Source organism: Streptomyces griseus, from assembly GCF_001715295.1.
Classification (GTDB): Bacteria; Actinomycetota; Actinomycetes; order Streptomycetales; family Streptomycetaceae; genus Streptomyces; species Streptomyces griseus_G.
Window position 1 is genome coordinate 591,404 of the sequence record NZ_MDKB01000004.1, and the last position, 12,151, is coordinate 603,554.

Consider the following 12,151-nt stretch of genomic DNA (forward strand, 5'->3'; position numbering starts at 1 on the left):
AACGATACGATCGTATCGGATTAAGGAGGCCGACCGAGCATGCCCAAACAGGTGGACTACGAAAGCCGACGCCGCCGGATCGCCGAGGCCGTCTGCCTCCTCGCCGACGAACACGGACCGGAGGGAGTGAGCATGCGCGACGTCGCCGCCCGCGCGCAGGTCTCACTGGGCGCCGTTCAGCGCTGCTTCCGCACCAAGGAGGAGATGCTGCGCTTCGCCGTCGACCATGTCGGCGAACGCATCACCGAACGTGTGAGGGCCCGCCTGGCCGCGAACCCGGCCCGCTCGGCCGCCACCGCCCTGGGCCACGCGACCGACGAGATCGCCCTGCTCCGCGAGGAACACCGCGCCGAAGCACGGATCTGGCTCGCGTTCGTCGCCCAGGCCGCTGTCAGCGAGCCACTCGCCGGCCCGCTGAGAACCAGCTACGCGGCCCTCCAGAACCTCCTGGTCCGCCTCGTCACGGAGGCCGCCGCGAGCGGCCCGGCCGACGGAGGCGCTGCCCCGCCCGACCCGCGGCACGAGGCCCGTACCCTGCTCGCGCTCGCCGACGGCCTCACCACCCACGTACTCGTGGGCCACGTGACCGCGGAGGAGGCCGGGGAAGTCCTGCACGCGCATCTGGCCGGCCTCCTGGAACGCCTCGGCACCCGCCCCTGAAGGGCCGCTGACCGCGCGAGGAGGTGACGGCGGCGTTGGGTACTGCCGGGAGAGCCGGCCCGGGCCTGCGGACGAGGAGGCCAGGCGAAGAGGGGACGTCGGCCGGACACCGCTCACACGACGGCCCACCCCGCCCTGCCCCTGCTCGGGGAATCACCGGTCATGGGGAAGCTCCACGCGCGCGGCCCACCGCGACACGGGCCGGGCCGTCACGCAGGACAGACGGTCGCCGAAGCCGACGAGTCAGGTATCCGCCACCGGTCGGGTCGGGGAGACGCGGGCGGGCTGTCGGCCGACGGGGGCCGGGATGCGTCGACACCGCGCCGAGCTCGGTGAGGAAGGCGTTTCAGAGCCGGGCGACGACCAGGGCGACATCGTCGCGGCCACCGCTGGCGATCCCGAGGCGGGCCAGCAGCGTGTCGGCGATCTGCTCGGGCGCCAGCCTGCTGCACGCGCCGAGGGCGCTCATCAGACGGCCCAGGCCGGTGTAGATGTCCTCCTCGCGGCGCTCGATCAGCCCGTCGGTGTACAGCACGAGGGTGTCGCCCGGCCTGTAGCGCACGCCGGCCTGCGGCGGGGGGACGTGCTCGAGACGAGCGGCAAGCGGCGGATCGGTCGCCTGGTCCAGCAGCTCACACCGGCCGTCGGCGTGCACCAGCACGGGGGGTGGGTGCCCTGCACTGCTGTAGACGATCATCCGGCTCCGCCGGTCCACGACCGCCTTGACCGCGGTGCTGCCCAGCGCGCCCTCGATCGAGCGGGCGTACAGGCCGAGGACTTCCAGGGCCTGCGCCGGGCGTTCCAGGGCCCGGACGGCCGCCGACAGAGCACTGCGCAGCATGCCCATGACCGCCGCGGCCTCGAGGCCGTGGCCGATGACATCGCCTACGGCCAGCGCCAGCCGGTCCGGAGGGAGGTCGACGACGTCGTACCAGTCGCCGCACACGTTCAGCGAGTCGACCGCCGGCAGGTAGCGCACCGCGACATCGCGGTGGTGGGCCAGATCCGGGGTGTGCAGCATGGCCTCCTGCAGCGTGACGGCGACCTCGCGTTCCCGGGTGTTGGCCTGACGCAGTTCCTCGTTCAGCCGCTGCAGCTCCCGCGCCCAGGCGTACAGCTCCGCCTCCAACGACTCGGCCACCTCCAGGCGCCGGCCGATGCGGACGCCCTTGGGCTGGGCGGCCAGGTGAGCCCTGACGAACGCGGACACGTCCTCCACCCGGTGGATGATCCACGCCACCCGTCCGTCCGGCCCGAGAACCGGCGTGTTCACCGGGGACCACCAGCGTTCCTCGAACGCCCCGGGCCGGTGGGGAACGGGGATGTCGTACTTCTGCAGCGCCATCGTGTCCGGCTTGCGCGTGGCCAGCACCCGGTGCAGCGAGGTGTTCAGGTTCCGCATACCGTCCGCAGCCGGATCATCGGGGTTGTCAGGAAACGCCTGGAAGACGTGCCGGCCCACCAGATCCCCATGCGTACGTCCGGTCGCCTCCAGGTAGGCGCGGTTGACGTCCACGATCACCAGATCCGGGCCCAGCACCAGATACGGGCTGGGCGTCGCAGCGAACAGAGCCGCGTGATCAACCTGCGCTGTCATTCCGCCGCTCCTCGTACCGCTGCCGTTCGTGCCCCTGGCCTTTCCACCCAAGGTTCCACCCACCGGGTCCTCCCGCCCGCGCATCACTCTCCTGGGGGCACGCGCCGCGTGCGCGCGCGGCCGCGGGGCACCGCGGCACCGGTGCCGAGCGCGTCCCCTCCATGCCGTCATGAACCGGGAGCGCCCGTCCCACGGACCGGTGGTGCAGCGCTCTTGATCGCCTTCCGGGCGGAGCCTAGGCTCCCATGCCCATGGAGACGGGGGAACCGGGCCGCGGGCGGCGGGTATGGCAGGACAGGCTCGTCAGGCGTCGTGCAGCCGCAGGTCTGCTGGCCGGGGCGGGGCTGGTCATTCTGGGCACCGTGTTCGTCGTCCTGCCGGGGGTGGTGGTCGACCACGATCTCGCCGGGGCGAGCGTTGCCGCGCAGGATCGGCTGAAGGCGGTGAACGACGTCCGTACGACCCTTCTGCAGGTGATCGGCGGCCTGGTCGTGCTCTTCGGTGCGTCCGCCACCTGGCGGCAACTGCGGGTGAGTCAGGACGGTTTACGCGCCACCCAGGAGGGCTACGTCACCGACCGGTTCAGCCGGGCCGTCGACCAGCTCGGCAGCGACAAGCTGGATGTGCGCATCGGCGGGTTGCACGCGCTGTGGCGGATCGCGGAGCAGTCCGCCCGCGACCGGGAGGCCATCATCTCCATCCAGGCCGCCTATCTGCGTACCCACCTTCCCTGGCCACCCGCCGAGCCCCGGTCACCGGCGGCAGACGCGCCCATCAACGACATCGCACCCCTGGAGACCCGCGCCGCCGACGCCCAGGTGGCGCTGACCGCGCTCGGCGTGCTGTGCCGGCACCGGGAGCAGTCCTGGGTCAATCTCAGCCTCACCGACCTGCGCCGGGCCGACTGCGACGGACTGTGGTTCCCCGAGGTCAACTTCGACCGGGCGTGCATGGAGGCGGCGGGCCTGTACCACGCCAATCTGACCCAGGCGTCCCTGGTCTCGATCAACCTGCGGCACGCCGACCTCACGACTGCGATTCTCCGCCGGGCTCGCTGCACTCTGGGCGACCTACGGGCCGCGACGCTGGTCGAAACCGACGTGCGGGACGCCGACTTCACCGAGACCGACCTGCGCGAGGCGAACCTGCGTAAGGCCGACGCCCGCGGCGCCGTCCTCCACCGCGCCGACCTCCGCATGGCCGACCTGCGCGGCACCGACCTGAGCACCGCCGACCTTCTCGAAGCCCGCCTGGCCGGCGCCCTGGCCAGTGAGCACACCCGCTGGCCCGCCGACTTCGACCACACGGCCGCCGGAGTCGTCGACACCGATGACCCCGGACCGGAGCCCTCGCCCCTTCTCCAGCCGCCCGGGATGACGTGGCAGGCACCCCCGCTGAGGTCCACTCAGTGACCAGGACGCGCCGGTCAGCGCTGCGGCGACCGCGATCCGCGCCTGACCGGCGTCACTCCCCCGCAGTGGCGTCCTGACCGCGCAGAGCCCCGGGACCCAGGCAGATCCGGGCGCCGGTACCGCTTCCGAGGCCGTCAGCCAGGGACAACTTGTCCGCGGTTGGAACCGCCCTTCATCCGGTCTCCGGTTCGCGTCAAGATTGTCCTGTCGAACAGAGGAGGTCGGACGATGGACCGGGCGTTGCTGGCGGATTTTCTCCGAGCGCGTCGTGAGGCGCTGCAACCGGAGGACGTCGGGCTCCCCCGCGGGCAGCGGCGCCGCACCGGCGGGCTGCGGCGCGAGGAGGTGGCGGCGCTGGCCGGGATGTCGGTCGACTACTACAGCCGAATCGAGCAGCAGCGAGGTCCGGCGCCGTCGGAGCGGATACTCGTCGCGCTCGCCCGGGCGCTGCGTCTCAACCAGAGCGAGCACGACCACCTCTTCATCCTGGGCGGGGTTCCGGCGCCGCAGCGGATCCTGCGGGACGATTACATCGGTCCCACGATGAGGCGCATCGTCGCCGGTCTCTCGGACGTACCGGCCATCGTGCTGTCCCGGCTCGGCGAGGCGCTGCTGCAGACGCGCCCGGCGGTCGCCCTGCTCGGTGACTACACCCGGTACACGGGCATGTCCCGTTACCTGGTCTACCGCTGGTTCACCGGTGATCCACGGGTCCGTGGCCTGTACCCCGTCGAGGACCATCCGATACGGGGCCGGGTCTTCGCCGCCGAGATCCGGGACGCGTACACGGCGGATCCCACGGGCCGGGCCGGTGAGATCGTCGCGGCGCTGCTGGAGGTCAGTTCCGAGTTCGCGAACATCTGGCGGTTGCACGAGGTGGGCGTGACCCATCATCACGACCTCAAACGCTACCTGCACCCCGAGCTGGGGGAACTGGAGCTGTACGCCGAGATGCTGGTGGATCCCGAGCAGTGCCAGACGCTGCTGGTGTTCACCGCCGAGGCCGGTTCCCCGAGCCACGACAGGCTTCAGCTCCTGACCGGCGTCTGAGGGCTGTCCCGCCACTCCCGGCGGGCGCGCGACGACAGCCACGGGACCTCGCCGCGTTGTCCGGCCTCCGTACACATCCACTACGCGGACGTCCCTCCGCCGTGCGGTGCACCGCATCCGAGCCGCGCGCCGATCGACCGGGAAGCGCGGGACAGCACGCAGCGGCTGTCGTCCCCTCACACACCCGAAGGCACCGTCTCGAAGCCGAGGCATGCCCGATCTCACGATGCTTCAGATCCGTAGCATCTTCTCTTGCCATGAAAGGTGGCTTTTGTCATGAAAGCAGTGCGTTTCCATGAGTACGGCTCTCCGGAGGTCTTGCGGTACGAGGACGTGGAACAGCCGGTCCCCGCGGCCGGGGAGGTCCGGATCCGGGTGGCCGCGACGTCGTTCAACCCGGTCGACGGCAACATCCGCGCGGGCTTCATGCAGGGCCCCATCCCGGTGAGCCTGCCGCACACCCCCGGCCTCGACGTCGCGGGCACGGTCGACGCGCTGGGCGAGGGCGCGGACAGGGTCAGGGTGGGTGACCAGGTCGTCGGCTTCCTGCCGATGACCGGCGCCGGTGCGGCGGCGGAGTACGTGCTCGCCCCGGCCGGCCTGCTGACGGCGGCGCCCGCGAGCATCCCGCTGGCCGACGCGGGAGGGCTGCCGCTGGTCGGACTCACCGCCTGGCAGGCCCTCTTCGACCACGCCGAGCTGACGGCCGGCCAGCGGGTTCTGATCAACGGTGCGGGCGGCGCGGTCGGCGGCTACGCCGTCCAGCTGGCCAAGCACGCCGGCGCACACGTGATCGCCACGGCCGGGCCGCACAGCAGTGAACGCGTCAGGGCGGCGGGTGCCGACGAGGTGTTCGGCCACGGAGTCCCCGAACTGTCCGCGCTGGTCGACGTCGTGCTGAACCTCGCGCCGGTCGATCCGATGCAGTTGGCCGCGCTGACCTCCGTGGTCCGGGACGGCGGCATCGTGGTGAACACGACGGTGTGGATGCCCGCGCCCTCCGACGAGGAACGCGGCGTGCGCGGCGTCAACCTCTTCGTGAACAGCGACGCCGGGCAGCTGGCGAGGCTGGTGACGCTGGTCGACTCCGGAGCGCTGCGCGTCGACATCGCTCGGCGGGTGCCGCTGGCCGAGCTGCCGGCGCTGCACGCGGAGGCCGCGGAAGGCGCGCTCTCCGGCAAGGTTCTCGTCCTTCCCCCCGCCGCCTCTCTCACCTGAGGGCTGCCCCCCGGCCCCGGAGAGGGCGCGACGGCTGTTGCGGCACCTCACCGCGCTGGCGGAACGGCCCATACATCCCCGTACGGCCTTCTTCGGCGCGGCGATCGCGTCGCCTCGCCCCACCAGCGGTGGAGCCCTCGCGGTGTGCTGCGCTCCGCCGGTCCGGCGCAGCGCGGCCCCGGCGCCTTCCTGTCGGCCACAGCCGAAACCCGGCCGGAGGCTCCACCGCCCCTCCGCATCACACCAGCTCGGACCATGAATCGCATGACTCGAAAAGATAGGACAGCCATGTCACTCGGTCTCGACCCCGAGTTCGCCCAGGTTTTCGCCCCCATGGCGGAGGCCATGGCGCACGCCACACCCCCTGCGGTCGGCGACGTGCCGGCACGGCGTGCCCTGTGGGAGCCGATCATCGGTGCCGCCTCGGCGGCCCAGCCGATTCCGCCCGACGTCACGACCGCCGAGTACCACGCGACCGCCGACGACGGCACACAGATCGCCCTGCGCTGGTACGCCAGGACAGGCGCCGCAGCGGGGCCGGCGGTGCTGTTCTTCCACGGCGGCGGCTACATCTTCGGCCACATCGACCTGTTCGACGGACCGGTCTCGCGCTACGTCTCCGCCAGCGGGGTGCCGATGCTGTCGGTGGAATACCGCCGGGCCCCCGAGCATCCGTTCCCGACGCCGGTCGAGGACGCGTACGCCGCCCTGCGCTGGCTGCACGAACACGCCGACGAACTCGGCGTCGACCGGGGCCGGATCGCCGTGATGGGCGACAGCGCCGGGGGCGGACTGGCCGCAGCTCTGTCCATCCTCACCCGGGAGCGCGGCGGCCCGGCGATCGCCCGGCAGATACTGCTCATGCCGATGCTCGACGACCGCACCACCACCCCCGACCCGCACATCGAGCCCTACCTGCTGTGGTCCTACGACGACAGCCGCACCGCGTGGCCGGCGCTGCTCGGCGACGCGGCGGGTGGGCCGGACGTGCCCGCCACGGCGGCTCCCGCCCGCCTCGAGGACGCGACCGGCCTGCCCCCGGCCTACATCGAGGTCGGCCAGCTCGACGTCTTCCGCGACGAGGACCTCGCCTACGCGGCCAAGCTCAGCCGGGCCGGCGTCCCCGTGGAGTTCCACCTGCACCCCGGCGTCCCGCACGAGTTCGACTCCATCGCCTTCACCACCGACGTCGCGCGCCGCGCCGTCGCCGACCGCGTCCGCGTCCTCGCCTCCCTCTGAGGGCTGTCCCGCAGACCGTGTTCCGGACGTCCCGTCAGCCCGGCGGCGTCCGGCACGCACCTTTCCGGAGGGGCACCTCCAGCCGCCGTGTCGGGGTCGAGCCGATACAGCCGATATCGGGGCGACCCCTTCGCCTTGCGATCCACGCACCGGACGCCGCCGGGCTGCCCTCCGGGCAGACGACGCTCCTTTCACGACACACCCCGGCCCCTCGCCTCCCCTCCAGCAGAAAGCGCTCACCCATGACTGTCTGGACCCCTCTCACCGTCGGTGCCATGAGACTGCCGCACCGGCTCGTCATGGCGCCCATGAGCCGTAACCGCTCCCTACCGGACGGCCTTCCCGGCGAGCTCGGTGTCGAGTACTACCGGCAGCGGGCCTCCATGGCCCTGATCATCACGGAGGGCACGCAGCCGTCCGAAGACGGTCAGGGCTACCTGCTGACGCCGGGAATCCACACCGACGCGCACATCACCGGCTGGCGCAAGGTCACCGACGCCGTCCACGCCGAGGGCGGGCGCATCGTGGCCCAGCTGATGCACGCCGGCCGTATCTCCCACCCGGACAACACCCCGCACCACCGCACGCCCGTCGCCCCTTCGGCCGTACAGCCCAAGGGCGTCATGTTCACCGCCACCGGCCTCCAGGAGATGCCCGTCCCCCGGGCCCTCACCACGGGCGAGATCGCCGGTGTGGTCGACGAGTTCCGCCGCGCGGCGGCGGCGGCCGTCGCAGCCGGGTTCGACGGCGTGGAGATCCACGGCGGCAACGGCTACCTCGTCCACCAGTTCCTCTCCTCCCACGCCAACGAGCGCACCGACCGGTACGGCGGCTCCGTCGCCCACCGCACCCGCTTCGCCGTCGAGGTGACGTCCGCGGTGGCCGCCGAGATCGGCGCCGACCGCACCGGCCTGCGCATCTCTCCCGGCAACCACTACAACGACATCACCGAGCACGACCTGCACGACGTCTACCCGGCGCTGCTCGACGCCGTGGACCCACTCGGCCTTGCCTACCTGCACCTCATCCAGGGCCCCGACGAGGAACTTCTGCATCGGATACGCCGCCAGTGGTCCACGGCACTGATCGTCAACCGGGGCGGCACCCCGCTCGACACCCGCTTCGCCGACATCGACTCCGGTCTGGCCGACGCCGTCTCGGTCGGCGCCACGGCACTGGCCAACCCCGATCTGCCCCACCGCGTCCGCACGGGCGCACCGCTCAACGAGCCCGACCCGGCCACCTTCTACGGCGGGGACCACCGCGGCTACACCGACTACCCCGCCCTCCCCACCACGCGGAGCTGAACCATGACCACACTCCTCATCGGCCCGGCCGACAAGACCGTCTCCATCACCGTCCAGCAGCGGACTCGCACGGCACCCCGGAACGCCTTCCACGTCCTGGTGCCCATCGACCTCCCCACCGTCTTCCGCCCGGTGGCCCCGTTCCCCGGCATCAGCAGCGTGAAGAACCAGACCGAGGCCTGGGATCATGCGGGCCCGCGAAGGAACCCGCAGTTCGACGACGGCTCCCAGGCCGACGAAGAACTCACCGAGTACGTACCGGGCTCCAGCTTCGCCTACCAGCTGACCGGCTTCACCAACATCCTCTCCCGCCTCGCGGCCGGTATCCGGGGCGAGTTCAACGTCAACCCCGACGGTGACGGCGCACTCATCCGCTGGACCTACGAGTTCAAGCCGCTGCCCGGCCGCCGCTGGATCCTCGCCGGCCCCTTCGCCCCGCTCTGGCGCCGCTACATGGTGGCGGCCCTCGACCGGTGCGTCCACGTCATCGAAACGAAGGACGGCAGCGCGCAGGCACAGCTCAGGACCGGGTGACGGCCCGAAGCAGCGGCACCGGAGTTCTGACCCGGTCGTTCCGATCGAGCCGAACGCGTGAAAACCCGTGCCCCCAGGAGCTCCGGCCTCGACGGACGATCAGCTCGGACCGGCCCCGGCATCCACTGCACGAGACCCACGGCAGGGCCCGGAGCGCCGGGCCGGCGGTGCCGGCCCCGGCCGATGACAGCTCGTCCCCATCGTCGGCCGACCCGCTCCCACGCGGCCGGCCCCGCACAGCCGCCGACCGTCTCCAGACCGGTCCGCATCCACTGATACGCGGATACGCCGTGTGCGGCCCACACCGTTTCCCCGTGCTCCTCCGCGTCCCTCCGTCACCGGAGATGAACGCCCGCTTCACACGGTGTGCGGCTGTACGCACGCACAGCACCACCCGTCACGTTCAGGCCTGCGCGTCGGAGCACCATGCGCTCCGGAGGGAATCCCGGCCCTTCCCCGCTTTGCAGGAGTCCGATTCCGTTCCCGGCGAAAGCCGGAGTTTCCTTGGAGATCCCCGATGACCATGGCCTATCTCGCGCAGCCCGAACAGCAGCAGAAGCTGGAATGGCTCGACGGGGGAACGTTCTCCGTGCTGCTCGACAAGGAAGCCACCGAGGGCAAACTGACCGTGGGCCGCTTCGACGTCGCCAAGGGCGAAGCCCCGCCGTTCCACCTGCACACCCGCGAGGACGAGGTGTTCATGCTGATCAAGGGCACGGCTCTGGTGTGGTCCGGGGAGAAGGAACACGAACTGAGCGAAGGCGGGATCGTCTATCTGCCCCGCAACGTCCCGCACGGCTACCGCATCACCTCCGACCGCGCCGACCTTCTGATGATCGCCACGCCCGCCGGCATCGAGGGCATGTTCCGCCACGCCGGCCGCGACCTCACCACCCCGCGCCCCGACGGCTTCGAGATCCCCAGGTCCCTCCTGGCGGAGGCATCCGAACTCTACGGCGGCGTCATCCTCGGACCGCCGCGCTGAACCGCTCACGGACCGCGCACCCGTGCCGGGACAGCCGAGGGCCATCGTCGACCGCCCCTCCCCACGCGGCCTCGTCGTCCGCAGCGCGGGCGGATCCAGCGGGGGCGCGGGCGCGGCCGGCGTGGTCCCGCTCGCGCACGCGACCGACGCCGGCGGCTCGATCCGCATCCCCGGCTCGCACAACGGCCTGTTCGGACCACTACCCACGCGCGGCTCCGGGTCTCCGTGGCCCCCATGTCGACGAGCTCTTCAACGGCCTGGTCGTGCACTGGGCCACTGAGGAGTGCTCCTGGAGCAGGGAGTCGGAGGATCACGCACCGAGCAAGCGGGACCACCGCAATGTGGGTGTCCTCCGGTACTCCCGGCGCCCCGGATCCGGACCTGCACCACCACTGCGGCGGGCCGAGGACGACTCCGCCGTGGAGTTCGGACGCTGGTGCCCTTCCTCGGCGAACGGCGCACGCCCGTGTGATCCAATGGCCGCAGAGCCAGGACCTCGCCGAAGGAGAACGAAGGCATGTCGACGGTCATACCTCTCCCCGACAACTGGCGCCCGCTGTGCAGCGGTTGGGAGGAGCTCCGGCACGGTTACCACGCCGGGGACAAGGACGGAACGGTGCGCGGTTGCGCCCGCCGGCTCGACACGGCGGTGTCCGGGCCGGAGGGTGAGCCCGTACTGTTCTGGACACTGGGCCTGCTGACGCTCGCCCCCTACGTGGCCTTCGGCACCCCCGGTCCGGGAGTCGAGGACGAGGTCGTCGCCGTACTGAGCCGCGTCGCGCGCGATGACGACGGCACGGTCTGCGGGCACGGCTGGCATCCGTACGAGCTCGACGTGGACGAGGTGCTGGACTACCTGCCCGTCGGCATGGAGGTGCTGAGTTCCCCGGTGGACCAGGCCCTCGACGACCTGCTTGCCGAGGATCTGCTTCCGGAGGACCACCTGGACGGACTCGAGGACGAGGAAGCCGAACCCGCCCACCTCTCCGGTCCCGAGATTCTCGTCCGCTGGCAGTGCCCGCGGACCGCACCGGGCTTCGCCCGCGCGGCCCTCGACTACCTGTGCGCGCCCGTCCGGTGAGCTTGTTCTTCACCCGCCGATGCCGCGAGCCGCCGACGGGTGACTGGTCCTGGCGGTCGACGGTGGTGCTCACGCCGCCGCCCATCGGACCGGCCGGTGCCGACGCCCAGCGCGTGCCTGGTTCACACACCTGCCGCCCCCAGCTAAGGGATGTTCCGCAGTTCCCGGCGGGCGCGCGACGACAGCTACGGCACCTCGCCGCGTTGTCGGAACGTCCCGCCCGGTGGCCGCTTGCGGACCCTGCTCGCCTCGCACGTACGTGTCAGTCCACCTCCAGGACGTCCAGGGCCAGCGTGTGGGCGATGGCGAGGCGGCGGTCGATGTCGGGCGCGAGGATCTCGAGTACGTACCGGGTGCGCAGCCCCAGCTTCTTGGCGACGGTCATCAGCGGCTTGCCGCTCTCGGTGTACTTGAATCGGTACGGCCAGATGAACGGCACGTATTCGAGATACGGCACGAACTCCCAGATGAACCGGACGAAGGCCACCACCCGGCTGCGCTCGCGGCCGGTCAGCTTGATCGTCCCCGGCTGCTGCACCTGCCATGTCCTGCGGAGGAAGGACGCGCCCGCGTCCTCGTAGAACGACCCGAAGGACTGGCCCGAAGCGTCCCGCACGTCGTACATGTAGCCCACCTCGTGGTCGCGGCCCTTGAAGGCGGCGAGAACGGACTTCCTGGACGCGTCCGTATAGACGGTCACCTGCCCCCTGAGTGACAGCAGCTTCTCGCGTGCGTACGCGACAGGCTCGCCCTCGGAGCCGTCCGGCCGGGCCACGCTCACCACGTACTCGCTGGCCGTGAGGCTCAGTGTCTTCTTGATGACGAAGGTGTCGTGGGACTGGATGTCCGGTGCTTCCGCGGGGGTGGGGGCCGGGGCTGGGGCGGGGGCGGCCTTGGTGAGGCCGACGGTGGCTTTGTCCTTCTCCGCGCCCGTTCCTGTACTCGACTCCGTGCCCGTGCTGTCCATGTGACATCTCCCGCTGTCCCTGTTCCGGTCCGCCCATCGTCGGCCGCACGACCGGTCCGGCGCAGTCTCCGGAAGTCGCGATCCCGGGCGACGAAGGTGTC

The 12,151-nt window shown here is 71.3% G+C and carries 12 protein-coding genes; 10 read left to right on the top strand and 2 right to left on the bottom strand.

The features are described 5' to 3' along the window. The first annotated feature begins 39 nt into the window (after positions 1–39). Complete coding sequence (locus BA175_RS24265; RefSeq protein WP_069173596.1) at positions 40–660, top strand: TetR/AcrR family transcriptional regulator; 621 nt, start codon at positions 40–42, stop codon at positions 658–660. A 346-nt stretch (positions 661–1,006) separates the two neighbouring features. Here the strand turns inward: BA175_RS24265 and BA175_RS24270 are convergent, their stop codons facing one another. Next, on the bottom strand, positions 1,007–2,257 hold the full coding sequence (locus BA175_RS24270) for a PP2C family protein-serine/threonine phosphatase (protein ID WP_069173597.1): 1,251 nt from the start codon (positions 2,255–2,257) through the stop codon (positions 1,007–1,009). 251 nt (positions 2,258–2,508) lie between these two features. Between BA175_RS24270 and BA175_RS24275 the strand changes: the two genes are divergently transcribed. The 9 genes from BA175_RS24275 (at position 2,509) to BA175_RS24310 (ending at position 11,083) form a co-directional block, all read left to right on the top strand. Then, positions 2,509–3,669 (top strand): pentapeptide repeat-containing protein, encoded by a 1,161-nt coding sequence (locus BA175_RS24275; RefSeq protein WP_254667959.1) that lies wholly within the window; start codon positions 2,509–2,511, stop codon positions 3,667–3,669. 228 nt (positions 3,670–3,897) lie between these two features. Then, entirely contained in the window at positions 3,898–4,719 is an 822-nt protein-coding gene (locus BA175_RS24280) for a helix-turn-helix transcriptional regulator (RefSeq protein WP_069173598.1), read from the top strand. 276 nt (positions 4,720–4,995) lie between these two features. Further along, complete coding sequence (locus BA175_RS24285; protein WP_069173599.1) at positions 4,996–5,937, top strand: NADP-dependent oxidoreductase; 942 nt, start codon at positions 4,996–4,998, stop codon at positions 5,935–5,937. A 264-nt stretch (positions 5,938–6,201) separates the two neighbouring features. Continuing rightward, positions 6,202–7,176, top strand: a complete 975-nt coding sequence (locus tag BA175_RS24290) for an alpha/beta hydrolase (RefSeq protein ID WP_254667960.1) — start codon at positions 6,202–6,204, stop codon at positions 7,174–7,176. 242 nt (positions 7,177–7,418) lie between these two features. Further along, on the top strand, positions 7,419–8,483 hold the full coding sequence (locus BA175_RS24295) for an alkene reductase (RefSeq protein ID WP_069173601.1): 1,065 nt from the start codon (positions 7,419–7,421) through the stop codon (positions 8,481–8,483). A gap of 3 nt (positions 8,484–8,486) precedes the next feature. Then, on the top strand, positions 8,487–9,017 hold the full coding sequence (locus tag BA175_RS24300) for an SRPBCC family protein (RefSeq protein ID WP_069173602.1): 531 nt from the start codon (positions 8,487–8,489) through the stop codon (positions 9,015–9,017). Positions 9,018–9,534: 517 nt separating this feature from the next. Further along, complete coding sequence (locus tag BA175_RS24305) at positions 9,535–10,002, top strand: cupin domain-containing protein (RefSeq protein WP_069173603.1); 468 nt, start codon at positions 9,535–9,537, stop codon at positions 10,000–10,002. 121 nt (positions 10,003–10,123) lie between these two features. After that, complete coding sequence (locus BA175_RS31955; protein ID WP_438947377.1) at positions 10,124–10,282, top strand: amidase family protein; 159 nt, start codon at positions 10,124–10,126, stop codon at positions 10,280–10,282. A gap of 237 nt (positions 10,283–10,519) precedes the next feature. Further along, a complete protein-coding gene (locus BA175_RS24310) occupies positions 10,520–11,083 on the top strand; it encodes a hypothetical protein (RefSeq protein ID WP_069173604.1) in 564 nt (187 codons plus the stop codon). A 262-nt stretch (positions 11,084–11,345) separates the two neighbouring features. Here BA175_RS24310 and BA175_RS24315 read toward each other — a convergent pair whose 3' ends face one another. Continuing rightward, positions 11,346–12,050: a hypothetical protein gene (locus BA175_RS24315; RefSeq protein ID WP_079159763.1), complete on the bottom strand. Its 705-nt coding sequence runs from the start codon at positions 12,048–12,050 to the stop codon at positions 11,346–11,348. Positions 12,051–12,151: the final 101 nt, after the last annotated feature.

Coding starts and splice junctions, on each gene's coding strand:
- BA175_RS24290 (WP_254667960.1), top strand. CDS start 6,202: ATGACTCGAAAAGATAGGACAGCCATGTCACTCGGTCTCGACCCCGAG.
- BA175_RS24280 (WP_069173598.1), top strand. CDS start 3,898: ATGGACCGGGCGTTGCTGGCGGATTTTCTCCGAGCGCGTCGTGAGGCG.
- BA175_RS24295 (WP_069173601.1), top strand. CDS start 7,419: ATGACTGTCTGGACCCCTCTCACCGTCGGTGCCATGAGACTGCCGCAC.
- BA175_RS24305 (WP_069173603.1), top strand. CDS start 9,535: ATGACCATGGCCTATCTCGCGCAGCCCGAACAGCAGCAGAAGCTGGAA.
- BA175_RS24265 (WP_069173596.1), top strand. CDS start 40: ATGCCCAAACAGGTGGACTACGAAAGCCGACGCCGCCGGATCGCCGAG.
- BA175_RS24275 (WP_254667959.1), top strand. CDS start 2,509: ATGGAGACGGGGGAACCGGGCCGCGGGCGGCGGGTATGGCAGGACAGG.
- BA175_RS24315 (WP_079159763.1), bottom strand. CDS start 12,050: ATGGACAGCACGGGCACGGAGTCGAGTACAGGAACGGGCGCGGAGAAG.
- BA175_RS24285 (WP_069173599.1), top strand. CDS start 4,996: ATGAAAGCAGTGCGTTTCCATGAGTACGGCTCTCCGGAGGTCTTGCGG.
- BA175_RS24270 (WP_069173597.1), bottom strand. CDS start 2,257: ATGACAGCGCAGGTTGATCACGCGGCTCTGTTCGCTGCGACGCCCAGC.
- BA175_RS24310 (WP_069173604.1), top strand. CDS start 10,520: ATGTCGACGGTCATACCTCTCCCCGACAACTGGCGCCCGCTGTGCAGC.
- BA175_RS24300 (WP_069173602.1), top strand. CDS start 8,487: ATGACCACACTCCTCATCGGCCCGGCCGACAAGACCGTCTCCATCACC.